The sequence below is a fragment of the Actinokineospora alba genome (genome assembly GCF_004362515.1).
In the GTDB taxonomy this organism is placed as follows: Bacteria; Actinomycetota; Actinomycetes; order Mycobacteriales; family Pseudonocardiaceae; genus Actinokineospora; species Actinokineospora alba.
The window spans coordinates 60,048-82,779 of sequence record NZ_SNXU01000001.1 but is presented as its reverse complement, the minus strand read 5'-3'; the positions used below and the strand labels follow the sequence as shown (position 1 = coordinate 82,779).

At 70.5% G+C, this 22,732-nt stretch carries 22 protein-coding genes; 21 read left to right on the top strand and 1 reads right to left on the bottom strand.

Annotated features, from left to right (window positions below; genetic code table 11):
* The first annotated feature begins 110 nt into the window (after positions 1 to 110).
* The 3 genes from C8E96_RS00385 to C8E96_RS00375 are packed head-to-tail and all read left to right on the top strand — an operon-like array spanning position 111 to position 4,213.
* Positions 111 to 1,484, top strand: coding sequence for an ammonium transporter (locus tag C8E96_RS00385; RefSeq protein WP_228769701.1), 1,374 nt, complete (start codon positions 111 to 113; stop codon positions 1,482 to 1,484).
* 5 nt (positions 1,485 to 1,489) lie between these two features.
* On the top strand, positions 1,490 to 1,828 hold the full coding sequence (locus tag C8E96_RS00380; RefSeq protein WP_133794075.1) for a P-II family nitrogen regulator: 339 nt from the start codon (positions 1,490 to 1,492) through the stop codon (positions 1,826 to 1,828).
* Positions 1,829 to 1,831: 3 nt separating this feature from the next.
* Positions 1,832 to 4,213, top strand: coding sequence for a [protein-PII] uridylyltransferase (locus tag C8E96_RS00375; RefSeq protein ID WP_091370932.1), 2,382 nt, complete (start codon positions 1,832 to 1,834; stop codon positions 4,211 to 4,213).
* Positions 4,214 to 4,392: 179 nt separating this feature from the next.
* Here the strand turns inward: C8E96_RS00375 and C8E96_RS00370 are convergent, their stop codons facing one another.
* Entirely contained in the window at positions 4,393 to 6,324 is a 1,932-nt protein-coding gene (locus tag C8E96_RS00370) for a hypothetical protein (RefSeq protein WP_091370934.1), read from the bottom strand.
* A gap of 246 nt (positions 6,325 to 6,570) precedes the next feature.
* Here C8E96_RS00370 and ffh point away from each other — a divergent pair, with 246 nt between their 5' ends.
* The 18 genes from ffh (at position 6,571) to dprA (ending at position 22,711) form a co-directional block, all read left to right on the top strand.
* Entirely contained in the window at positions 6,571 to 8,109 is a 1,539-nt protein-coding gene (ffh, locus tag C8E96_RS00365) for a signal recognition particle protein (RefSeq protein ID WP_091370936.1), read from the top strand.
* Entirely contained in the window at positions 8,106 to 9,179 is a 1,074-nt protein-coding gene (locus C8E96_RS00360; RefSeq protein ID WP_166657838.1) for an amidohydrolase family protein, read from the top strand. The genes ffh and C8E96_RS00360 overlap by 4 nt, the downstream gene beginning before the upstream one ends.
* A gap of 74 nt (positions 9,180 to 9,253) precedes the next feature.
* Complete coding sequence (locus C8E96_RS00355; RefSeq protein WP_091370938.1) at positions 9,254 to 9,994, top strand: CPBP family intramembrane glutamic endopeptidase; 741 nt, start codon at positions 9,254 to 9,256, stop codon at positions 9,992 to 9,994.
* Complete coding sequence (locus C8E96_RS00350) at positions 9,991 to 10,746, top strand: LamB/YcsF family protein (protein ID WP_091370940.1); 756 nt, start codon at positions 9,991 to 9,993, stop codon at positions 10,744 to 10,746. The genes C8E96_RS00355 and C8E96_RS00350 overlap by 4 nt, the downstream gene beginning before the upstream one ends.
* Before the next feature lie 171 nt (positions 10,747 to 10,917).
* Entirely contained in the window at positions 10,918 to 11,382 is a 465-nt protein-coding gene (gene rpsP, locus C8E96_RS00345; RefSeq protein ID WP_091370942.1) for a 30S ribosomal protein S16, read from the top strand.
* On the top strand, positions 11,379 to 11,618 hold the full coding sequence (locus C8E96_RS00340; protein ID WP_054050002.1) for an RNA-binding protein: 240 nt from the start codon (positions 11,379 to 11,381) through the stop codon (positions 11,616 to 11,618). Before rpsP ends, C8E96_RS00340 begins: the two co-directional genes overlap by 4 nt.
* Before the next feature lie 16 nt (positions 11,619 to 11,634).
* Complete coding sequence (rimM, locus tag C8E96_RS00335) at positions 11,635 to 12,153, top strand: ribosome maturation factor RimM (RefSeq protein WP_091370944.1); 519 nt, start codon at positions 11,635 to 11,637, stop codon at positions 12,151 to 12,153.
* 207 nt (positions 12,154 to 12,360) lie between these two features.
* The gene (locus tag C8E96_RS00330) at positions 12,361 to 13,428 is read left to right on the top strand and encodes a M48 family metalloprotease (RefSeq protein WP_091370946.1); all 1,068 of its coding nucleotides are present in this window, start codon (positions 12,361 to 12,363) and stop codon (positions 13,426 to 13,428) included.
* 9 nt (positions 13,429 to 13,437) lie between these two features.
* A complete protein-coding gene (gene trmD, locus C8E96_RS00325) occupies positions 13,438 to 14,217 on the top strand; it encodes a tRNA (guanosine(37)-N1)-methyltransferase TrmD (RefSeq protein WP_091370948.1) in 780 nt (259 codons plus the stop codon).
* A 142-nt stretch (positions 14,218 to 14,359) separates the two neighbouring features.
* Positions 14,360 to 14,719, top strand: a complete 360-nt coding sequence (rplS, locus tag C8E96_RS00320) for a 50S ribosomal protein L19 (RefSeq protein ID WP_091370949.1) — start codon at positions 14,360 to 14,362, stop codon at positions 14,717 to 14,719.
* A gap of 528 nt (positions 14,720 to 15,247) precedes the next feature.
* Complete coding sequence (gene lepB / locus C8E96_RS00315) at positions 15,248 to 16,180, top strand: signal peptidase I (protein ID WP_091371410.1); 933 nt, start codon at positions 15,248 to 15,250, stop codon at positions 16,178 to 16,180.
* Positions 16,181 to 16,267: 87 nt separating this feature from the next.
* Positions 16,268 to 17,116, top strand: coding sequence for a signal peptidase I (lepB, locus tag C8E96_RS00310; RefSeq protein WP_091371413.1), 849 nt, complete (start codon positions 16,268 to 16,270; stop codon positions 17,114 to 17,116).
* Positions 17,117 to 17,125: 9 nt separating this feature from the next.
* Positions 17,126 to 17,962 carry a signal peptidase I gene (lepB, locus tag C8E96_RS00305; RefSeq protein WP_091370951.1) on the top strand — a complete coding sequence of 279 codons (837 nt, stop codon included), beginning with the start codon at positions 17,126 to 17,128 and terminating at the stop codon, positions 17,960 to 17,962.
* The gene (locus C8E96_RS00300) at positions 17,959 to 18,696 is read left to right on the top strand and encodes a ribonuclease HII (protein ID WP_091370952.1); all 738 of its coding nucleotides are present in this window, start codon (positions 17,959 to 17,961) and stop codon (positions 18,694 to 18,696) included. The genes lepB (C8E96_RS00305) and C8E96_RS00300 overlap by 4 nt, the downstream gene beginning before the upstream one ends.
* Before the next feature lie 34 nt (positions 18,697 to 18,730).
* Complete coding sequence (locus C8E96_RS00295) at positions 18,731 to 19,054, top strand: DUF2469 domain-containing protein (RefSeq protein ID WP_091371416.1); 324 nt, start codon at positions 18,731 to 18,733, stop codon at positions 19,052 to 19,054.
* A gap of 146 nt (positions 19,055 to 19,200) precedes the next feature.
* Positions 19,201 to 19,557 carry a YraN family protein gene (locus C8E96_RS00290; RefSeq protein WP_091370954.1) on the top strand — a complete coding sequence of 119 codons (357 nt, stop codon included), beginning with the start codon at positions 19,201 to 19,203 and terminating at the stop codon, positions 19,555 to 19,557.
* Positions 19,558 to 19,948: 391 nt separating this feature from the next.
* Positions 19,949 to 21,460, top strand: coding sequence for a YifB family Mg chelatase-like AAA ATPase (locus tag C8E96_RS00285; protein ID WP_091370956.1), 1,512 nt, complete (start codon positions 19,949 to 19,951; stop codon positions 21,458 to 21,460).
* 117 nt (positions 21,461 to 21,577) lie between these two features.
* Positions 21,578 to 22,711, top strand: coding sequence for a DNA-processing protein DprA (dprA, locus tag C8E96_RS00280; RefSeq protein WP_091370957.1), 1,134 nt, complete (start codon positions 21,578 to 21,580; stop codon positions 22,709 to 22,711).
* Positions 22,712 to 22,732 lie beyond the last annotated feature (21 nt).

Below are 22,732 nucleotides of genomic sequence, written 5' to 3'. Positions count from 1 at the left end.
CCGTAACACGACCGGGCCGACAGTTCACGTGGGCGAAACGTCGTAAGCGATCCCGCGAAACAGGACAAACCCATGCTTCCCGGCAATCAACAGGTTCACGGGAGGACGATGTGAACGCAGGAGATACAGCTTGGGTGCTGATCAGCGCGGCTTTGGTCATGCTGATGACTCCCGGCCTCGCATTCTTCTACGGCGGTATGGTGCGCGCGAAGAGCGTGCTCAACATGCTCATGATGAGCTTCATCTCGCTCGGTGTTGTCACCGTGCTGTGGGTGCTCTACGGCTACAGTCTGACCTTCGGTAACGATCTCGGTGGCGGCCTGCTCGGCGGCTTCGACTTCGTCAACCTGGGGAACATCGTGGGCACCCTGGTCGGTGTCGCACCGGCCGACGCGGCGGCGCCGTGGGTCGATGGCCACCAGATCCCGCACGTCGTCTTCGTCGTCTTCCAGCTCATGTTCGCGATCATCACCGCGGCCCTGATCTCTGGTGCGATCGCGGACCGCGCGAAGTTCTGGTCGTGGACGATCTTCATCGCCTTCTGGGTGACGATTGTGTACTTCCCCGTCGCGCACTGGGTGTTCAACTTCAACGGCGTCACCGGCACCGACTTCGTCGGCGGCTGGATCGCCAACAAGCTCGGCGCGCTCGACTTCGCGGGCGGCACGGCGGTCCACATCAACGCCGGTGCCGCGGCCCTGGCGCTCGTGCTGGTGCTCGGCAAGCGCAAGGGCTGGCCGCGTGAGCCCATGCGGCCGCACAACCTGCCCTTCGTCCTGCTCGGCGCCGGTCTGCTGTGGTTCGGCTGGTACGGCTTCAACGCCGGCTCGGCGCTCGGCGCGGGTGACCTCGCCGGTGTCGCGTTCCTGACCACGACCGCCGCCACCGCGGCCGCGATCCTGGGCTGGCTGGTCGTGGAGCAGATCCGCGACGGCAAGCCGACCACGCTCGGCGCCGCTTCCGGCGCCATCGCGGGCCTGGTCGCCATCACCCCGGCCTGTGGCTTCGTCAACCCGCTCGGCGCCCTCGCCATCGGCCTCGTCGCCGGTGTCCTGTGTGCCCTCGCGGTGAGCCTGAAGTTCAAGCTGGGCTACGACGACTCGCTCGACGTCGTCGGCGTCCACCTGGTCGGCGGCCTGACCGGCACCATCCTGATCGGGCTCTTCGCCACCACGAGCGTGAACTCGGCGGGCAAGGAAGGCCTCTTCTACGGTGGCGGTCTCGACCTGCTCGGCAAGCAGGCGGTCGCCGCCGGTGCGGTCATGGCGTACTCGTTCGTCGCGACCCTGGTCATCGCCTTCATCATCCAGAAGACGATCGGTTTCCGGGTCTCCGCCGAGGCCGAGGCCACGGGCATCGACGAGGCCGAGCACGCGGAGAGCGGCTACGAGTTCTCCAGCCTGCGCTCCGGCGGAACCACGACCATCAAGCACGCCGAACACACCGCCGAGAAGGTCTCCGCCACCGCGGGTAAGGAAGGCTGAGGGACATGAAGCTGGTTACCGCGATCATCAAGCCCTTCACCCTCGACGACGTGAAGGCGGCGCTGGAACAGATCGGCGTGCTCGGCATGACGGTCTCCGAGGTCCAGGGCTACGGCAGGCAGAAGGGCCACACCGAGGTCTACCGCGGCGCGGAGTACTCGGTGGACTTCGTCCCGAAGATCCGGGTCGAGGTGCTGGCCGACGACACGACCGGCGACAAGGTCGTCGACGCGATCGTCGAGGCGGCGCGCACCGGCAAGATCGGTGACGGCAAGGTCTGGGTCACACCGGTCGAGACCGTGGTTCGGGTCCGCACCGGAGAGCGCGGGACGGACGCGATCTAGATCATGACAACGGGGGAAAGTTCCCCGACGGCGGCGGACCTGGTGCTCGCTCGTGACCGGCTTCTCGGTCAGGGTGCCAGGTCCGCCAGCCCGTCTGGGCAGTCGACTCAGTCGGGCCACCGGCTCGCACCGGACACGCTGCGCGAGGCGCTGACCGACCTGCACGAGTTCTGGCTCACCGCCGCCGCCGCGCAGGCCGGTGTCGGTGGCCGGGGCGGTGGCGTGGCGCTGCTGGCCGTCGGGGGGCTGGGCAGGCGCGAGCTGGTCCCGTACTCCGATCTGGACCTCGTGCTGGTGCACGACGGCCGCAAGGCGGTCGACACGATCGCCGAACGCCTCTGGTACCCGCTGTGGAACTCCGGTGTCGGGCTCGACCACTCCGTCCGCACGGTCGGCGAGGCGCTCGACGTCGCCAAGGCCGACCTGCGGACCGCGCTGGGCCTGCTCGACGCCCGCCACCTGGCGGGCGACGCCGAGGTCGCCGTCCGTTTGGCCACCTCCGCGCGCGAGCAGTGGCGGACCGGTGTGCGCAACCGGCTCGGCGACCTGATCGAGTCCGTCAAGCAGCGCTGGCGCCGCGCGGGCGAGGTCGCCCACTGGGTCGAACCGGACCTCAAACACGGCCGCGGCGGCCTGCGTGACCTGGGCATCCTCGACGCTCTCTCGCTCGCCCAGCTGATCGACAGACCCGGCGCCGACGTCGTCGCCGCCCACACTCTCCTGCTCGACACCCGCACCGAGCTGCGCCGCATCGCGGGCCGCCCGCGCGACATCGTCCGCCCCCAGGACGGTGACGAGATCGCCGCCGCCCTCGGCCTGGCCGACCGGTTCGCGCTCGCCAGGGCCCTGTCCGGGGCGGGCCGCTCGGTCGCCTACGCGATGGACGTCGCGCTGCGCTCCACCGGCGCGGCCAACGGCAAGCGGGTCCTCGGCCTGCTGCGCCGCACCCCCGACCGCCGCCCGCTCGACGAGGGTGTCGTGCTGCACGGCAGCGAGGTCGCGCTCGCCCGCGACGCCGACCCCGGCAAGGACCCGGGACTGCTGCTGCGCGTCGCCGCCGCCTCCGGCCGCACCGGCCACCCGATCGCCCCCGGCGCGCTGTCGCGGCTCAGCGACCACGCCCCCGAACCGCGCGCGCCGTGGCCCGCCGAGGTCCGCCAGGACCTGGTGTCGCTGCTGGGCGCGGGCGAGGGCCTGACCGACGTCGTCGAGGCGCTCGACCGCACCGGACTGTGGGCGCGGCTGTTCCCCGAGTGGGGCGCCGTGCGCGACCTGCCCCCGCGCGACGCCGCGCACATCTGGACCGTCGACCGCCACCTGGTGCAGACGACGGTCAACGCGTCCCGGATGGTCACCCGGGTGTCCCGCCCGGACCTGCTGCTCATCGGCGCGCTGCTCCACGACTTGGGCAAAGGACGCGACCAGGACCACTCGATCGTCGGCGCCGCGCTCGCCACCCAGGTGGGCGCTCGGCTCGGACTGTCCAAACAGGACGTCGACACGCTCTCGGCGATGGTCCGCCATCACCTGCTGCTGCCGCACACCGCGACCCGCCGCGACGTCGAGGACGAGGCCACCGTGCTGCGCGTCGTCGACGTCCTCGGCGGCGACCCGGTCCTGTTGGAACTGCTGCACGCCCTCGCCGAGGCCGACTCGCTGGCCACCGGACCCGGTGTGTGGACGGACTGGAAAGCCGCTCTCACAACGGATCTGGTCACCCGCTGCCGCGCCGCGATGGCGGGTGAACAGCTTCCCGGCCCGATCCCGCTCAGTGTCGCGCAGACCGAACTCGCCGAGGCGGTCAACGCCACCGGCAAGGCGGACTTCCTGGTCGACACCAGCGACAACGTCGCCACCATCACCCTCGCCGCGAAGAACCGGCCCGGCGTCCTGTCCCGAGCGGCAGGCGTCCTGGCGCTCAATCTCCTCGAAGTCCACGCGGCCTCGCTCGTCACGCACGCGGGCGTCGCGGTCGGCGTGTTCTCCGTGACCCCGCGCTTCGGCTCCATGCCGGACCCGGCGCTGCTGCGCGAGCAGTTCCTCCGCGCCGAAGCCGGATCCCTTCCCCTGGCGGACAAACTCGCCGCCAAGGAACGCGACTACGGCGGCCGCGCCGAGGACGCACCCGAACCCCGCGTGCTGTGGTTCGACCACGAGGCAGGCGATGAGGACGGCGCCGCGGTCGTCCTGGAACTGCGTGCCGCCGACCGCATCGGCCTGCTGCACAGCGTCGCGTCCGCTTTGGAGCGATGCGGAATCGACGTGCTGTGGGCGCGGGTCGCGACCATGGGCGGCTCGGCCGTCGACTCGTTCAGCTTCGTCCCCGGCAAGGCCCCGGGCTGGCGGCAAACGGTCGAGTCCGCGGTTTTGCGGGCCAGCAAATAGGTAGACCTACTCACCCCTACTCGCGGGTGATCACGCTGGGGCCCGCCCTCGATCCTTGACAGTCTTCTCTTTGTCAGGTGAAGGGGCGGTCCGGGGAGGGCCCACCCAGTCACCAGGCGACGTAGGGAGGGGGCCCGTCGAGGGGTCGGGCCTCATCCCGTCGTGTTCGGCAGGCCGAGTCAAGCCTGTGCCGCTGGGAGGGGCCCGTCTGGGGGTCGGGCTTCTTCCGCGGCCAAAGGGGACTGTGACGATCGGACAGTGACGACCGCCGCGGCCGTCACCACCGCGCTGACGCCCAGCACGATCCACTGGACCAGGTCGAACGCCGCGCCTCCGCCGGTTTGCAGCGCGATCCCGAGCACGACCTGCGTGCCACCCACCCCGAAGAGCATCACGGCCGCCACCACCGCCGCACTCGCATGACGCGTCGTGGACAGGGTCGCGAGGGCCGCCACCAGGAGCAGCCCCGCGACGCCGAAGGCGACCGGGCCACCCGCCTGGTCCAGTGAGGTGAGTGTGGTGAAGTCGGTCGGCGTCAGGACAGTCGGCTCGCCGGGGTTCGCGCCGGAGAACGTCCGCAGCAATGCCTTGAACAGCGAGAAGCCGCCGATCACCACCATCAGCGCGGCGACCGCCTGACCCGCCACCCGCGTCGGCGCGGCGCGGGCCACCAGCGCCGCCACCGCGGCGGGCAGACCGAGGATGAGCAGCGGCACGATCGTCGTGGTGACCCACACGGACTCCCGGTCCGACCAACCGCCCAGCAGCGAGATCGCCCGCACGAGGTCGGCGAGCGTTCCGGCCAGCAGGTAGGCGGCGGCCACCACAACACCCACGTGCCGATGCCTGCGCAGCAGCAGCCAGGTCACGGCGACCGCCGCCACGACCGTGGCCCCCACGATGACCTTCAGGTGGGCGAACGGATCGCCTCCCGGTTCGACGAGACCCGCGAGCAGCCGACGCCACGGCGACATCGTCTGCAGCCCGATCAGCGCCGCCGCGGCCACGATGGCACCCGGCATGCCGCACAGGCGCAGCGCCAGCACGACCGCGAAAGCGAGTAGCACCACCGCGATCGCCCCTTGCAGGCGGATGTCCGGCACCAAGGAAGGCAGCGGCTGCGCCGCGAACACGACCGCCGTCACGCCGGCCACCGACAGCAGCGCGGGGACCGTCGTCGACCCACTCGGCCGGAGCCACCCCGCCAGTCGCCCCGCGAGCTGCCGTGCGGAGCCCACCGTGACGGCGCACGCGACCGCGATCGCCACCGCCAACGGGACGACGGCCATCGCGATCGCTGCCGAGTCGAGTCGGCCGGAGACCATTTGGTCGTGCACGAGCATCGGCACAGGGGCGACAAGCGCCAGCCCGACGAACACCCCGCCCGCCGTATCGCGTCGCAGCATCGCCAGAGCGCCGAACAGGGCAAGCAAGACAAGACCGGCCACGATCACGAGGGCCCGCATCCCGGGCTCGGGCATGGCATCGAAGACCGGGGGACCGGTGAGCGCGCCCAGCGGGGTCGCGCCGCCACCGACCGCGGCGGCGGCCGCGATCGCCCCCGCGCTGATCCCGGCCGTGCTCCACGACGACGGCGCGGGCACGGCGACGACGGCGGCCGCGACCGCCAGCGCGAGCAGGCAAAGGGCGGTCGTTCCCGGCCCGGCCCCGTTCGCCGCCAGAAGCAGCACCAGCACGGTCGGCGCCACGACCGCCGCGCCCACGACACCGGCGCCCACCCCCTTGAGGGCAAGGACCAGCAGCGCGAGGAACGCGGGCAAGAAGGTCAGCAGCACGGACGTGGTCAGCGAGGTCTCGCCCACGGCGTCGACCAAGAGCGGACCGCTCAGATAGGCGCCGAGCACGATCGCCCCACCGCCGACACCGCGGCACACCGTGGGGCCCACGGTGTACGAGAACCGGCCGAACGCGCGCGACCCGGCCGCGAACACGGCGACGCCGAGCACGATCACGACCGCGAGCAACGCGAACCTGCCCGCCCGGCCGGGAATCGCGGTGAACAACACGATGGTGCTGATGCCAAGCAAGAGGGCGGCGGTGACCGTCAACCGGGCCGCTAGCTGGTTCGTGCCGACTTCCGGGTCGCTCATGGTGTCCCCCCACGCGGCTGGAGTTGATCAGCGATTCGGAAGCTACCATCCGGGTCGGACTATTCGGGGCCAGTCGAAAAGGTCGCAAATCTGTGACCTGGATCTCACTTCGACCGGAAACCGGGCCGCGTGATCGGCCCTGTGGTCACGCCGTCCGCCGCGGAGCGGCTACCCTCGATCGGGCTGGGCTCGCACTCGGCCCGCTTGCCGACTTGAGTTGACCTGATTGGCTGGAGCGCCACACTCGTGTTCGACACACTCTCCGACCGGCTCACATCCGTCCTGCAGAACCTGCGGGGCAAAGGCCGGCTCACCGACGCCGACATCGACGCGACCGCGCGCGAGATCCGCATCGCGCTGCTGGAAGCCGACGTCGCGCTGCCGGTCGTGCGCACCTTCATCGCGAAGATCAAGGAGCGGGCGAAGGGTGCCGAGGTCTCCGGCGCGCTCAACCCCGCCCAGCAGGTCATCAAGATCGTCAACGAGGAACTCGTCGCCATCCTCGGCGGCGAGACCCGACGGCTCAACCTGGCCAAGACCCCGCCGACCGTGATCATGCTCGCGGGTCTGCAGGGTGCCGGTAAGACGACCCTCGCGGGCAAGCTCGCCCGCTGGCTCAAGGGCCAGGGCCACGCGCCGATGCTGGTCGCCTGCGACCTCCAGCGCCCCAACGCCGTCACCCAGCTGCAGGTCGTCGCCGAGCGCGCGGGCGTCGCCGTCTACGCGCCCGAGCCCGGCAACGGCGTCGGCGACCCGGTCAAGGTCGCCCGCGACAGCCTCGACGAGGCCCGCCGCGCCCAGCACGACGTCGTCATCGTCGACACCGCCGGCCGCCTCGGCGTCGACGAGGAACTCATGCGCCAGGCGTCGGACATCCGCGCCGCCGTGTCGCCCGACGAGGTCCTCTTCGTCGTCGACGCGATGATCGGCCAGGACGCGGTCACCACCGCCGAGGCGTTCCGCGACGGCGTCGGCTTCACCGGCGTGGTCCTCACCAAGCTCGACGGCGACGCCCGAGGCGGCGCCGCCCTGTCGGTCCGCGAAGTGACCGGCATGCCGATCATGTTCGCCTCCAACGGCGAGAAGCTCGAAGACTTCGACGCGTTCCACCCCGACCGGATGGCCTCGCGCATCCTCGGCATGGGCGACGTCCTCACCCTGATCGAGCAGGCCGAGCAGCACTTCGACCAGGCGCAGGCGGAGAAGGCCGCGGCCAAGATCGGCACCGGCGAGCTGACGCTGGAGGACTTCCTCGAGCAGATGCTCGCGGTCCGCAAGATGGGCCCGATCGCCAACCTGCTCGGCATGCTCCCCGGCGCCGGCCAGATGAAGGACGCGCTGGCCCAGGTCGACGAGAAGAGCATCGACCGGCTGCAGGCGATCATCCGCGGCATGACCCCGGCCGAGCGCAACGACCCGAAGATCATCAACGCGTCCCGGCGACTGCGCATCGCCAAGGGCTCGGGCGTGCAGGTCCGCGAGGTCAACGACCTGGTGAACCGCTTCTACGACGCCAAGAAGATGATGCAGCAGATGGCGGGCCGCTTCGGCATGCCCGGCGGTCGCGCCGCGGGCAAGGGCAAGAAGGGCAAAAAGGGGAAGAAGGGCCGCGGCCCGACCCCGCCCAAGATGCGCGGCGGCATGCCCGGCTTCCCCGGTGGGATGCCCGACCTGACGCAGCTGCCGCCCAGCCCGCAGGGCGGCCTGCCGCCCGGCTTCGGCGGTCTCGACCAGATGCCTCCCGGCTTCGACCCGTCGAAGCTGAAGTTCCCCAAGAACAAGTGACCGCGTTGCATCTGCGCGGGGTGATCCTGCCCGGCGAAGACGAACAAGACATCTGGATCGTCAACGGCCGCGTCCGCACCCAGCCCGTCCCGGGTGCGGAAACGGTCTTCGACGGCGGCTACCTGGTCCCCGGCCTGGTGGATGCGCATTGTCACGTCGGCATCGGCCCCCAGGGCCCGGTCGACCTCGACACCGCCGCCGAACAGGCCGAAACCGACCGCGACGCGGGCACCCTGCTCATCCGCGACTGCGGCTCGCCGATCGACACCCGCCCGCTGCAGGAGCGCCTGGACCTGCCGCGCATCATCCGCGCAGGCAGGCACCTCTCCCGCCCCAAGCGCTACATCCCGCACCTGGGCATCGACGTCGGCGACCCCGAGCAGCTGCCCGCCGCCGTCGCCGAACAGGTCGAATACGGGGACGGCTGGGTCAAGCTGGTCGGCGACTGGATCGACCGCGGCGAAGGCGACCTCGCCCCACTCTGGCCCGACGACGTACTCACCGAAGCGATCTCAGTCGCCCACGCCGCCGGGGCTCGAGTCACCGCCCACGTCTTCGGCGAGGACGCCCTGCCCGGGCTCATCAACGCGGGGATCGACTGCATCGAACACGGCACCGGCCTCACCACCGACGTCATCACCGAAATGGCGAAACGCGGCACGGCCCTGGTCCCGACTCTGATCAACATCGAGAACTTCCCCGGCATCGCGGCGGGCGCGGGCAAGTACCCGAAGTACGCCCAACACATGCTCGACCTCCACGCCCGCGCGTCGGGCATGGTCGCCGAAGCCGTCGAGGCAGGCGTCCCGGTATACGCGGGCACGGACGCCGGCGGCGGCATCGCCCACGGCAGGCTGGTCGACGAGATCGTCGCGCTCCACAAGGCGGGTATGACCCCCGAACAGGCCATCGCGGCGGGCTCCTGGGGTGCGAGGTCGTGGCTGGGTTGGCCCGGCCTCACCGAAGGGGCAGCCGCAGACCTACTGGCCTTCGACGAAGACCCCTTCAAGAACCTCGAAGTCCTGCGCACCCCGAAGCGGATCGTGCTGCGCGGCCGGGTGGTCGGTTAACCCGCTCGTCCCACCGCGGCTAGTCTCTTGCCCCACACTGGAATAGCCATATCCGGACACGGGGGGAGGCGATCATGACCCCGGTGACGGAAACTCCCGCGGAGACGCCGGTCGTTCGAGACCACAAATGGGGATTCGGCGCGTTCCTGCTGGTATTGGGCGTTTACATCCTGACCGCCGTGGTCATCGGCACGTTCGCGCGCATGTACGGACTCAACAAGACTCACTCGATCGCGGTGGTCCTCGTCGGGACCGTGGTTCCCACCGCCCTGGCCACCCTACTGGCCCTGCTGGTCACCAAGGTGCGCGGCAACGGCCCGAAGGTCGACCTGCGGTGGTCGTACACCCGCGAGGACCTCAAGGCGGGCTTCAAGTTCGGCCTGCTCGGCCTGGTGATCACCACCATCGCGGGCACCGTGTGGGCCAAGGTCGTCGGCGAGGAGGCCGCCAAGTCCTCCCTCGGCCAGCTCGTCGACGGCCAGTTGATGCCGGTGGCCGTCGCGATCACGTGGTTCGTCTATGTGTGGCTCATCGGCCCGGTGTGCGAGGAGATCATCTACCGCGGCCTGTTGTGGGGGGCGCTGGAGCGGTTGAACATGGGCCGCTGGGTGGTGTTCGGCCTGACCACCGTGATCTTCGCGATCGCCCATCTGGAACCGCTACGCACCTCGCTGCTGCTGGTCGTCGGCATCCCGATCGGCCTGGCACGGCTCTACACCGGCAGGCTCGGCGCGAGCATCGTCGCCCACCAGATCAACAACTTCGTGCCCGCTCTCGCCATCCTGCTGGTCACTCTCGGGGTGATTCAGCCATGATTCTCGACCTCAACGCCGACCTCGGCGAGGGCTTCGGCGTGTGGCGCCTCGGCGACGACGCCGCCCTGCTCGACATCGTCACCTCCGCCAACGTGGCCTGCGGTTTCCACGCGGGCGACGCCTCGACGATGCGCGCGGTCTGCCAGGCCGCGGCGGCCGGGGGAGTCGCTGTCGGCGCCCAGGTCTCTTACCGGGACCTCGCGGGGTTCGGCAGGCGCTTCATCGACGTCGACCCGGCCCAGCTGGCCGACGAGATCCTCTATCAGATCGGCGCGCTCGACGGCATCGCGCGCGCGTCCGGGACTTCCGTGGGCTACGTGAAACCGCACGGCGCGCTCTACAACGCCGTGGTGCACCACGACGCCCAGGCCGCCGCCGTCGCGGACGCCGTGCGCGCGTTCGGCGAGTTGCCCGTCCTCGGCCTGCCCGGCTCACGGCTGCTCGACGCCGCCGAGTCCGTGGGCCTGCCGTGTGTCTTCGAGGCGTTCGCCGACCGCGGCTACACCCCGGAGGGCACGCTCGTGCCGCGCGGCGAGGCGGGCGCGTTGATCACCGAGACCGCCGCCGTGGTCGACCGCGCGGTGCGCCTCGCGGTGTCCGGGGAGATCGTCGCCGTCGACGGGACTGTGCTCCTGATGCCCGCCAGGTCGCTGTGCCTGCACGGCGACACACCGGGTGCCGTGCATCACGCGCGGGCCGTCCGAGCGGCGCTCGACCAGGCAGGTGTCGAGGTCGCCGCCTTCGTCGGGTGACCCAGGGCGTCAAGCCCGTCTCGCGTCTGGCACAATTACCCGCTGTCCGTCATGGCCGGACCCTCTCACCGTGCCGTGACGCCTGAACCTTCGGGCAAGGCCGACCGACCCCACTCGGAACGCCGCGCTCACACATCGCAGTACCGAGAGCTTTGAGGAGCACCCCAACCCGTGGCTGTCAAGATCAAGCTGCAGCGCCTCGGAAAGATCCGTGCGCCGTACTACCGCATCATCGTCTCCGACGCGCGCACCCGTCGTGACGGCAAGGCGATCGAGACGATCGGCCGTTACAGCCCGAAGGAAGAGCCGAGCCTCATCGAGGTCGACTCCGAGCGGGCCCAGTACTGGCTGGGTGTCGGCGCGCAGCCGACCGACTCGGTGAAGAACCTGCTGGAGATCACCGGCGACTGGCAGAAGTTCAAGGGCCTGCCGGGCGCCGAGGGCACCCTGCGCGTCAAGGAGCCGAAGCCGTCGAAGCAGTCGCTGTTCGAGGCCGCGCTCAAGGCCGCGGGCGAGGAGCCCTCGACCGACGCGACCACGCCGAAGAAGAAGTCGGCGCCGAAGAAGGCCGAGCCGAAGGCTGACGCCGAGGCACCGGCCGCGGCCGCCACCGAGACCGAGGCGCCGGCCGAGTGAGTGCCCTCGCGGACGCACTCGAGCACCTCGTGCGCGGCATCGTCGATCACCCCGACGATGTCCAGGTCGAGCTGGTCACGACCCGTCGTGGCCGCACGCTCGAAGTCCACGTCAACCCGGAGGACCTGGGCAAGGTGATCGGCCGGGGCGGCCGCACCGCCACGGCCCTTCGTACCGTGATGGCCGGTGTCGGCGGTCGCGGTATCCGGGTCGACGTGGTCGACACCGATCACTGATCGGACTGTGGAGCGAATGAACGCGCTGGTACTCGTCGGCCGTGTCGCCAAGGCACACGGAATCACCGGCGAACTGGCTATCGAGCTGCACACCGACTCGCCCGAGCAGCGTTTCGCGCTCGGTGAGTCGGTGACAGCCCAGTTGCGGGACGGCTCCAAGCGCACGCTCACCATCACAGCCGCCCGGCCTCACGCCGGGCGGCTGCTGGTGCGTTTCGAGGAAGTCCCCGATCGCAACACCGCCGAGGACATGCGGGGAGCGCTCCTGCTTGCCGACCCCTCGACGCTGGCCCCGATCGACGACCCCGACGAGTTCTACGACTACGAGCTTGCGGGCCTGTCCGCGGTGCTCCTGGACGGGACCGAGGTCGGCAAGGTCAAGGAAATCGCTCACGGCCTCGGCGGTGAGCTGCTGGTGATCAACCGTCCGAGCGGCGAAGAGGTCCTGGTGCCGTTCGTCCGCCAGATCGTCCCGGAAGTGGACGTCAAGGGCGGCCGCGTGGTGCTCGACCCGCCCGAGGGACTCATCGAATAAACCCGTGTCCCGGGTACCCACTGATGGGTGAATGCCTCCGCTAGTCTGGCGACCGCTTCGACCCTGGGGGTGGCGGATGTCAGACAACGTGCACACGAGCGGCATGCCGTCGCCGACCCGCGTCGAGGTCGTGCCGTCCTTAGTCCAGTCCCTGCGTGACGTCGCCTTAGTCCAGGCCGTCACGGGCAGGGGCGCATTCGATCCGCGATGAGCACGCGGTCCAGGAAGCTGGTCACGACCTATCTCGCGCTGGTGCAGCGGGACGGGTTCAGCGGCAGGCTGATCGGCCCCGCCGTGGGCGGGCACAACACCGCCGAGCGCATCGGGGCCCTGCTCGCCGCCACCGAAGACCACGTCGCCGAGCCGCTGCGCAGGCTCAGCTCCGCGCAGGACACGCTGGACCGCCGGGTCGAGGAAGTCGAGACTGCGGCGCACTCGCTGAACCTGTCGTTCGACCCGCGCCGGATCGTCACCGGCCTCTACCCGCTCGGTGACCTCAACGCCTGGACCACCCCGGCCGCGGGCGGCGACCTCATCCTGATGAGCAGCGGCGCGATGGGCCTGGTCTTCCTCACCCTCAAGATCAATATGATGTCCGCCCAGATGTTCGGCGAGCCGCCGATCCTGGACCGGCCGCAGACGCTCGCCGCGCTGGCCGACGTCTTCGCCGCGCACCTGCGCTACGGCGACCCGTGGCGGTCCGCGCCGCTGCCCCCGCTCACCGGCCACCGCGAGGTGATGCTGGACTTGCTGGTCAACGCGTCGGTGCGGTTCGCCATCGGCCACGAGTACGGCCACATCGTCGCCAAGCACGCCCCGGTCGGCCGCACCACGCTGACCTCGGTGGATTCCAAGGTCGAGGTCCACACCCGGTCGGTTGAGGACGAGTTCGAAGCCGACCGCCTCGGCGCCCAACTGGTCCTCACCGAGCAGTGGCTGGCCGCCGCCGCCGAAACGGACCCCCAGTTCGTCCGCAGGCACGGCCTCGCCGCCGCGGCCGCCGCCACCGGGCCGCTGTACTTCCTGCTGCTCGACCTGGTGCTGCACGAACTCGACGGCGAGCTCAAGGTCGTGGGCTACCCGCCCGCGCCGAGCGGGCACCCGCCGTCCGGTCAGCGTTGGGACGCCCTGTGGCCGGTCATAGAGCAGGAATACGCGCGCGCCACGATGCCGGTGCCGCCGCTGGACCTGCCCGGCGGGCTGATGCGCTGGTTCGAGCACCTCTTCCTCGACCTGGTCCCGGCCATCGCGCAGCGCCTGGAGACGCGCGGCTAGCCTTCTGCGGTGCGGATCGACATTGTCACGATCTTTCCCGAGTACCTCGACCCCCTGCGCGGCGCGCTGCTGGGCCGGGCCATCGAGCGCGGCCTGCTCAGCCTCGACGTCCACGACCTGCGTCGCTGGACCTACGACGTGCACAAGGGCGTCGACGACAGCCCCTACGGCGGCGGTCCCGGCATGGTGATGAAGCCCCAGGTCTGGGGTGAGGCGCTCGACGAGGTGTGCGCGGGCGAGCCGCCCCGGCTGGTCGTGCCCACCCCGGCGGGCAGGCCGTTCACCCAGGCCATGGCCCATGAATACGCCGGCGAGTCGCGGCTGGTGTTCGCCTGCGGCCGCTACGAGGGCATCGACCAGCGCGTCATCGACGACGCCTCGACCCGGATGCGGGTCGACGAGGTCTCCATCGGCGACTACGTGCTGGTCGGCGGCGAGGTCGCGGTCATGGTCATGGTCGAGGCGGTGGCCCGGCTGCTGCCCGGCGTCCTGGGCAACCCGCTCTCAGCCGAGCAGGACTCGTTCTCCGATGGCCTGCTGGAGGGCCCGAGCTACACGCGGCCCGAGGTCTGGCGCGACCGCGCGGTGCCTGACGTGCTGCGCTCGGGCAACCACAAGGCGATCGACCGCTGGCGCCGTGACCAGGCGATCGAGCGCACCTTCGAGCGTCGGCCCGACCTGCTCGCGGCCCTGCCCGCCGAGTCGCTGGACAAGCACGACCGGGCTCTGCTCGAGCGGCTGCGGCAGGCCCCGCCAGGGGGCGATTTCCGGTCCGACGATCCCGTCTGACATACTTCCTGAGTTGTCGCGTCCGGGTCTTCCCGAGCGCGCACCTCACAAGCCCACTCCCAGGCTGGACACATCGGCGGCTTGCCGCCTGCGGCCGGGAGCGACGAACGAACATCTCCGAATTGACGAGGACGGACTACCGATGAACACCCTGGATGCCCTGGACGCCAAGTCGCTGCGTTCCGACATCCCGGACTTCCGCCCGGGTGACACGCTGAAGGTCCACGTCCGCGTCATCGAGGGCACTCGTACTCGTGTCCAGGTGTTCCAGGGCGTCGTCATCCGTCGCCAGGGTGGCGGGATCCGCGAGACCTTCACCGTTCGCAAGGTGTCGTTCGGTGTCGGCGTGGAGCGCACCTTCCCGGTGCACACTCCCAACATCGCCGAGATCGAGGTCGCCAAGCGCGGCGACGTCCGGCGCGCCAAGCTGTACTACCTCCGTGAGCTGCGCGGCAAGGCCGCGAAGATCAAGGAGAAGCGCGAGCCTCAGACCGCTTCCTGACGCGCTCAGCACACCGGCTCACGTACGCTGGCGTGCGTGGTCGACCGTTCCTCCCGCCGTGTGCCGCTGCCTGCTGAAGGCGCGGCACACGTCGGGCATTTCCAGGGGGAGACGGCGGACCAGCGTCATGGCCAGACCAACGGGGCTCCGGTGAGCGCCAAGCGGGTCAACGGCACCAAGGTCAACGGCACCGCGGTTCCCGAGATCGCCTACACCGAGCCGATCCGACGCGCCGCCGAGACGCCGCCTTCGGGCCCGCAGTCAGTCAGTCCCGAGTTCTGGTTCGGCACGCCGCTGCCGGAGGAAACCCTCCCGCCGCTGCCCGAAGAGCCGCCGAAGCCGCCGGTCCCCGGTGTGTCCACCCAGGTGACCGAGCAGATTTCCCGCAGGCTCGACGCGCCGCCGCCGGACACGCACGTCACCGAGCGCATCGCGCGTCGCCCCGTTGACGCCGAGACCGAGCTCATCCCCAAGGTCGAGGCACCCGCGCCGACGCTTCCGCCCAAGCCCGTGGTCCCGCCCAAGCCGGTGGTGCCGCCGAAGGCCGAGCCCGCCGCCAAGCCGTCGGTTCCGCGCAAGCCAGAGCCCGAGCCCGAGGCGGACGCCGAGGAGACCGACGAGGAGCGCAGGCGCAGGCAGGGCAAGCACCGCAGGCCGCCGCGCAAGCAGCCGCTCTGGCGCGAGCTGCTCGTCCTCGCCGGGGTGGCCCTGCTCCTCACCTTCGCGATCCAGCACTTCATCGGTCGGGTGTATTCCATCCCGTCCGGCTCGATGGAGCAGACGCTGCACGGCTGCCCCGGGTGCACCGGCGACCGGGTGTTCGTCGACAAGATCGTCTACGACTTCCGCGACCCCAGCCCGGGCGACGTGGTCGTCTTCCAGGGTCCGAACACCTGGACCGAGAACGACATCCGCGACAAGCGGTCGGACAACCCGCTGGTCCGCGGCCTGCAGTACATGGGTTCGCTGATCGGGGTGGCCCCGCCCGACGAGCGCGACTTCGTCAAGCGGGTCATCGCCGTCGGCGGCCAGACCGTCGAGTGCTGCGACGAGCAGAACCGCGTGCTGGTCGACGGCAAGCCCCTCGACGAGCCCTATGTGTACTGGGAGCACGGCGGTCCCGACGAGCGCCAGCAGTTCGCTCGCGTTACGGTGCCCGAGGGCACGCTGTGGGTGATGGGTGACAACCGCGGCAACTCCTCCGACTCCCGGTTCCAGGGTGGCGGCGGCATCCGCGGCGTTGTCCCGCTCGGCAAGGTCATCGGCAAGGCTCGCTACATCGTGCTTCCGCCATCGCGCTGGCGCGGTGTCGGCGACCACAACCCCCAAGGGGACGCGGACCTGGCGGCGGCGGCGTGGCAGCAGGGGATCCCGGCCGGTCTCGGCGTGGCCGCCGCGTGGCCGGTGCTGTGGATCGGCCGTCGCGCGAAGATCGCTCTCACATCACGGAAGGCTGATTAGTTGTCGGACGCACACGGTGCCGTGCCAGGGGATGGACGCGGCGCCGAGAATCTCGCCGTCGACGATCCGGGCACTCAGGAGCCGGACATGCAGGAGTCGGATCAGCCCGAATCGGGCGAGCAGGCTGGTAGGGCCAAGAAGAAGCGGTCCTTCTGGGTCGAGGTGCCGATCCTGATCGCGGTCGCCCTGGTCCTCACCTTCCTCATCCAGACCTTCATCGCGCGGGTGTTCGTCATCCCGTCCGAGTCGATGGAACGCACCCTGCACGGGTGCACGGGCTGCACGGGCGACCGTGTGCTGGTCGACAAGGTCGTCTACTACTTCAACGACCCGAAGCCGGGCGACGTGGTGGTCTTCGAGCGTCCGTCGACCTGGGACCAGCACGGCGGCAACAACCGGTCAAGCAACGCGCTGGTCGCGTGGATCGAGGACATCGGCTCGCAGTTCGGCATGGTCGAACCGAGCGAGGACGACGTCGTCAAGCGCGTCGTCGCCGTCGCGGGCCAGACCATCGAGTGCTGCGACGACCAGAACCGTGTCAGGGTCGACGGCAAGTCTCTCGACGAGCCGTACCGCTACATGCCCGCGCCGGACGCCCAGCAGGACGTGTTCGCGAAGATCACCGTCCCGCAGGGCATGGTGTTCGTGATGGGCGACAACCGCAACAACTCGCGCGACTCGCGCTCGCAGGGCGGCGGTGGAGTCAACGGGTTCGTCCCGGTCGACAACATCATCGGCAAGGCCCGCGCGATCATCCTGCCGCCGTCGCGCTGGCAGGGCATCGGCGACCACAACCCGCAGCAGGCGCTCTCGGCTCCCGCGTGGCAGACCGGGATTCCGGCGGGGCTGGGCATCGCGGCGGCATGGCCGACGCTGTGGCTGGGACGCCGGGTGCGGGGCATGCTCACCGCCGGTGGTCGCTCGGCTCCCCGGTAGGCTTGATCGGTGTCCGACCAACCCCTCGACGAGGATGAGCCGAAACCGCGCAAGAGCAAGAAGAAGCGGCCCTTCTGGCAGGAGTTGCCGATCCTTATCGCGGTCGCGCTGGTTCTGACGTTCCTGATCCAGACGTTCCTCGCCCGGGTCTTCGTGATCCCCTCGGCCTCGATGGAGCAGACGCTGCACGGCTGCCCGGGGTGCTACGGCGACCGGGTCTTGGTCGACAAGCTCGTCTACACCTTCGGTGAGCCGGAGGCAGGCGAGGTCGTCGTGTTCAAGCGGCCCGCCACCTGGAACCGCCCGGAGTTCACCTCCTCGCGGTCGGACAACGTCGTGGTGAGCTGGCTGGAGAGCATCGGCGGGCTGTTCGGGCTTGCGGCGCCCGACGAGGACGACGTCGTCAAGCGGATCGCCGCGGTGGGCGGTCAGACGATCGAGTGCTGTGACGAGCAGAACCGGGTGCTTGTCAACGGGAAGCCCCTCGATGAGCCGTACATTTTCTGGGACACCTCCATGGGCGATCCCAAGCAGGCGCAGTTCGGTCCGATCACGGTTCCGCAGGGCATGCTGTTCGTGATGGGCGACAACCGCAACAACTCGGGTGACTCGCGCAGCCAGGGCGGTGGCGGCGGGAACGGACTGGTGCCGGTGGACAACGTGATCGGCAAGGTGCGGGCGATCATCCTGCCGCCGTCGCGGTGGCAGGGCGTCGGCGACCACCACTCGCAGGCGCTGTCCGCGCCCGCGTGGCAAACCGGGATTCCGGCGGGACTGGGCATCGCGGCGGCGTGGCCGACGCTGTGGCTGGGTCGGCGCGTGCGCACCCTGGTGAGGCCCCGATGACCGCTTTCCTGCGCCCACCCCGCGCCGTGGTCCGCCGCGACGCGGGCAACTGGAGCCTGCAGGCCGCGTTGCACCGCCGCGGCCTGGGCCCGGTGGCGGGCGTCGACGAGGCGGGTCGCGGCGCGTGCGCGGGCCCGCTGGTCATCGCCTCCTGCGTGCTGCGCCCCGGCGACGCCGACCGGCTCGACGGGCTGACCGACTCCAAGCTGATGACGGCGGCGGCGCGCGACAAGATGTTCGACCTGGTCAAGAAGCGCGCGGTCGATTACGCGGTCGTCGTCGTGCCGACCGCCGAGGTCGACCGGATGGGCGTGCACGTCGCCAACATCGAGGGCATGCGGCGCGCCGTCGCCCGGCTCGGCACCCACCCCGGGTACGTGCTGGTCGACGGCTTCCGCGTGCCGGGCCTGACGGCCCCGAGCGTGCCGGTGCTCAAGGGCGACCAGGCCGCGGCGTGCGTCGCGGCGGCGTCGGTCTTGGCGAAAGTCACCCGGGACCGCATCATGGAGGACTTGCACGAGCAGTTGCCGCAGTACCGATTCGATGTTCACAAGGGTTACTGCACCGGCATCCACACCGCCGCGTTGGAAGAGCACGGACCAAGCCACGAGCACCGGTGGTCCTTCGCCAACGTAGCCGCGGCGGGGCTGACCCACGGCCTGCGCGCGCCACACCGGGTGGCGCTGAGTGTGGCCGCGGCCGCCGTGGTTCAGAATGGTGGACCACCGCAGTGAGCGGGACATCACGACCAGGAGGGGCGCGCGGCACATGAGCGCGGAGGATCTCGAGAAGTACGAGACCGAGATGGAGCTGTCGCTCTACCGGGAGTACCGCGACATCGTCGGACAGTTCGCCTACGTGGTGGAAACCGAGCGACGTTTCTACCTGGCCAACGGCGTCGACGTCCAAGTACGCGACGCCGACGGCGAGGTCTATTTCGAAGTACGCATGTCCGACGCCTGGGTGTGGGACATGTACCGGCCCGCGAGGTTCGTGAAGAACGTCCGGGTGATCACCTTCAAGGACGTCAACGTCGAGGAACTCGACAAGCCGGACCTCCGGCTGCCCGAAGACGGCCCCTTCGGCACCTAACACAAGCGGGCGACAAAGAAGTGACCCGGAGATCGACTTCTCCGGGTCTGTCCACACCAATCCACAGGCAGGCACCGGGTACTCCCGCCGGGCCCTGAGGTGCGACACCGTCGAGATCGACACCACTCGATCCCGACTGGAGCACCATGCCCGCCCATCTCGACCTAGGCGCCCAAGGCGAAGTCCTCGCGGCCAGGTACCTGGAGAGCACCGGCCTGGTCCTGCTGGACCGCAACTGGCGCTGCCGCCAGGGCGAACTGGACCTGATCCTCACCGACCGCACCCGGCTCGTGGTCTGTGAGGTCAAAACCCGAACCTCCACCGCCTACGGCACCCCCACCGAGTCGGTGACGGACGCCAAAGCCGCCCGAATCCGCCGCCTGGCCACCCGCTGGCGGGTAGACCACGGCCTCTTGCCCTGCGAAACCCGCTTCGACATCGTGTCGGTGCTGTGGACGCCTGGTGGGACACCGGAGATCCGCCACCTCAAGGCGGCGTTCTGATGGGCGGCTGCTTGCCCATGACCGTGGACGCCGGTTCCACTACCGCCCTTCCCATCACGGTCCGACCCGTACCCGCTCCTTCCGGCCGCACCGTCCTCACCCCGACTCGCTTCACCCCCGCTGCCTCGATCCCTGCTGCCGCCACCCCAACGCCCTCCGCTCGGGTGCCGTCTGCGGCCGTCGCCCTGGCCGCGCCGCTGCTCGACGCGGTTCCGTCGACCGTCATTCGGTCACCTGCCGCCTTCGCCTCACCGCCCACTACCGCCCCTTACTCCACCGTCGCCCGCCCGGCCCAGGCCTCTCTTGCTGCCGCCGGCTCGTCCCATGCGCAGCTGAGCTTCGCCTCGCACAGTGCGGTTCCGCCTTCTTCGTCCCTTGGGGGCGTGGCCTGATGGTCCTTGCCCGCGCGTGGTCGATCGCCCTGTTCGGCGTCGACGGGATCACCGTCGAGATCGAGGCCGATATCGGTGGCGGCAAACCCAAAACCACCATCGTCGGCCTCCCCGACGCCTCCCTCAACGAAGCCAAGGACCGGGTTCGCGCCGCCGTGCGCAACAGTGGGCTGCAGTGGCCCGACCAACTGGTCACCCTCGGCCTCTCACCCGCCGCCCTCCCCAAGGGCGGCTCCGGCTACGACCTCGCGCTCGCGCTGTCCGTCCTGGTCGCCGACCGCAAGGCACCGCCGGAATTGCTGCTGGGCACCGTCCTCCTCGGCGAACTCGCGCTCGACGGCAGGCTGCGCACGGTCCGGGGTGTCCTGCCGTGCATGCTCGCGGCTCGCCGGTCCGGGTTGCGTCGGGCCATTGTGCCCACGGCCGCCATGGCGGAAGCGTCGCTGGTCGGCGGCCTGGAGGTCTACGGAGCCGACAGCCTCACCGACGTCCTCGCCTGGGCTCGCGGCGAGGGTGAGCTGGCCCGGCCCGAGCCGCTCACCGCCGACACCGGGGCCGCGCCGCCGGATCTCGCCGACGTGCTCGGCCAGCCCGAGGCCCGGTGGGCTCTCGAGGTCGCGGCGGCCGGTGGGCACAACCTGCTGCTCGCCGGACCACCCGGCACGGGCAAGACCATGCTCGCCAAACGACTCCCAGGTCTGCTGCCCCCACTGGCCCGGGAGCAAGCCCTTGAAGTCACCGCCATCCACTCCGTCTCCGGCGACCTGGCCGCGGAGTCACCGCTGATCACCCTTCCGCCGTTCATCGCGCCGCACCACACGACGTCCGTGCCCGCGCTCGTCGGCGGTGGCGTGGGCCTGGCCAAGCCGGGTGCGATCAGCAAGGCGCACAGGGGAATCCTCTTCCTGGATGAAGCCTGCGAGTTCGCCCCGAACCGGCTCGAAGCGCTGCGGACCGCGCTGGAGGAAGGCGAGATCCGCCTGGCCCGGCGCGACGGTGTCGTCCGCTATCCGGCCGCGTTCCAGCTGGTGCTGGCCACCAATCCCTGCCCCTGCGCGCCGTCGCGGGAAGCGGACTGCGTCTGCGCCCCACACGCCCGACGTCGTTATCTGGCAAGGCTTTCCGGGCCGCTGCTCGACCGCGTCGACCTGCGGGTGCGGATGCGGCCGATCACCGCGATGTCGCGAGCCGGTGACGCCGACCCGGAGTCCACCGCCACGGTCCGCGAGCGGGTCGAGCAGGCCCGCGACCGGGCGGCGCACCGGTGGTCCGCCTACGGCTGGCGGACCAACTCCGAAGCACCCGGCCCGATCCTTCGCCGGGAATTCGCCTTACCCCGCGACACCACCGCCCTGCTCGACCGCAGCCTCAACACCGGCGCCCTCACCGCGCGGGGCGCCGACCGCTGCCTGCGCATCGCCTGGACTCTCGCCGACCTGGCGGAGTCGGCAACGCCCAGCCCGGACCACGTCGCGGCCGCACTTGAGTTCCGCGATCGCCGGTCGGCGTGAACTCCTTGCCATAAAACGACTTCACAAAGGAACACTGATGAACAGCTTGCCTACGAAGGACCATGACGAGCAATCGAGCCGATTCCCTTTGGCCACAAGCGAGTTTGGGGGATGGATATGACGATCGACCCTATTCGCGCCGCTCGCGCCTACCTCCTGGGCGTGGCCGAGCCGCCCGCGCCCGCGCTGTCGATGTTCGTCGAGGCGCTCGGCCCGGTGGAGGCCGCCGCGCGGGTCAAGGCGGGGGAGGTGCCGGACCCGGTTCGGGACGAGACCTCGGCCCGCAGCGCGCGTGACCACGTCGAGGCCGACCTTGAGAACGCGGCGGCGGCCGGTGCGCGGCTGGTCATCCCGGAGGACGACGAGTGGCCCGGCTGGCCGCTGCTCGCCCTGCACAACGCGTGCGGGCGCGGTCTGCGCTGGGCCGGGCCGCCGCTCGCGCTGTGGGTGCGCGGCCCGGTCGCACTCGACGACGGGCTCCAGCGTGCCGTCTCCGTCATCGGGGCCCGGGCCGCGACGAGCTACGGCGAACACGTCGCCTCCGAATTCGGCTACGGCCTCGCCGAGGCGGGCGCGACAGTCGTCTCCGGCGCCGCGTACGGCATCGACGGCGCCGCCCACCGCGGCGCGCTCGGCGCCGAAGGCACGACCGTCGCCGTGCTCGGCTGTGGAGTCGACGTCCGGTACCCGGCGGCGCATTCCCGGCTGCTCGACCGGATCGCCGACACCGGCGCGGTGATCAGCGAGTACCCGCCGGGCACGCCACCGGCGAAACACCGGTTCCTGGTGCGCAACCGGCTGATCGCCGCACTCAGCGCGGGCACGGTCGTCGTCGAGGCGGGCGTGCGCAGCGGCGCCCGGAACACGGCGTCGACGGCGGCGGCGCTGGGCAAGGTCGTGCTGGCGGTGCCCGGCCCGATCGGCTCGGCGATGTCGCTGGGCTGCCACGAACTCCTGCGGCTCGGGGCGGCGACCGTGGTGTGCTCGGTGCCGGAGATCCTGGAGGCGGTCGGGCAGGTCGGCGCGGACCTCGTCACGCCCCGGGAGAAGCCGAAGCGGTCGACCGACGGGTTGGGTGATCAGGCTCTCCGTGTGCACGAAGCACTGAAAACTCGGGGCGGGCTCAGTCCCGAACAGGTCTCGTCGGCGTCGGGAGTGCCGTTGTCGCGGGTCAGAGCGTTGCTGCCGGAGTTGGAACTCACCGGACTCGCCGCGCGCGGCGAAGAAGGGTGGTGCCGACTTCGATCATGACCGCGTGGCGATGCTTGACCC

Excerpts from the sequence above, each read along its gene's own strand:
- C8E96_RS00380 (WP_133794075.1), top strand. The coding sequence starts at position 1,490 with ATGAAGCTGGTTACCGCGATCATCAAGCCCTTCACCCTCGACGACGTG.
- rimM (WP_091370944.1), top strand. The coding sequence starts at position 11,635 with ATGAACGCGCTGGTACTCGTCGGCCGTGTCGCCAAGGCACACGGAATC.
- C8E96_RS00375 (WP_091370932.1), top strand. The coding sequence starts at position 1,832 with ATGACAACGGGGGAAAGTTCCCCGACGGCGGCGGACCTGGTGCTCGCT.
- C8E96_RS00330 (WP_091370946.1), top strand. The coding sequence starts at position 12,361 with ATGAGCACGCGGTCCAGGAAGCTGGTCACGACCTATCTCGCGCTGGTG.
- C8E96_RS00370 (WP_091370934.1), bottom strand. The coding sequence starts at position 6,324 with ATGAGCGACCCGGAAGTCGGCACGAACCAGCTAGCGGCCCGGTTGACG.
- C8E96_RS00290 (WP_091370954.1), top strand. The coding sequence starts at position 19,201 with ATGCCCGCCCATCTCGACCTAGGCGCCCAAGGCGAAGTCCTCGCGGCC.
- lepB (WP_091371413.1), top strand. The coding sequence starts at position 16,268 with ATGCAGGAGTCGGATCAGCCCGAATCGGGCGAGCAGGCTGGTAGGGCC.
- C8E96_RS00355 (WP_091370938.1), top strand. The coding sequence starts at position 9,254 with ATGACCCCGGTGACGGAAACTCCCGCGGAGACGCCGGTCGTTCGAGAC.
- C8E96_RS00295 (WP_091371416.1), top strand. The coding sequence starts at position 18,731 with ATGAGCGCGGAGGATCTCGAGAAGTACGAGACCGAGATGGAGCTGTCG.
- dprA (WP_091370957.1), top strand. The coding sequence starts at position 21,578 with ATGACGATCGACCCTATTCGCGCCGCTCGCGCCTACCTCCTGGGCGTG.
- C8E96_RS00285 (WP_091370956.1), top strand. The coding sequence starts at position 19,949 with ATGGTCCTTGCCCGCGCGTGGTCGATCGCCCTGTTCGGCGTCGACGGG.
- C8E96_RS00300 (WP_091370952.1), top strand. The coding sequence starts at position 17,959 with ATGACCGCTTTCCTGCGCCCACCCCGCGCCGTGGTCCGCCGCGACGCG.
- rplS (WP_091370949.1), top strand. The coding sequence starts at position 14,360 with ATGAACACCCTGGATGCCCTGGACGCCAAGTCGCTGCGTTCCGACATC.
- C8E96_RS00350 (WP_091370940.1), top strand. The coding sequence starts at position 9,991 with ATGATTCTCGACCTCAACGCCGACCTCGGCGAGGGCTTCGGCGTGTGG.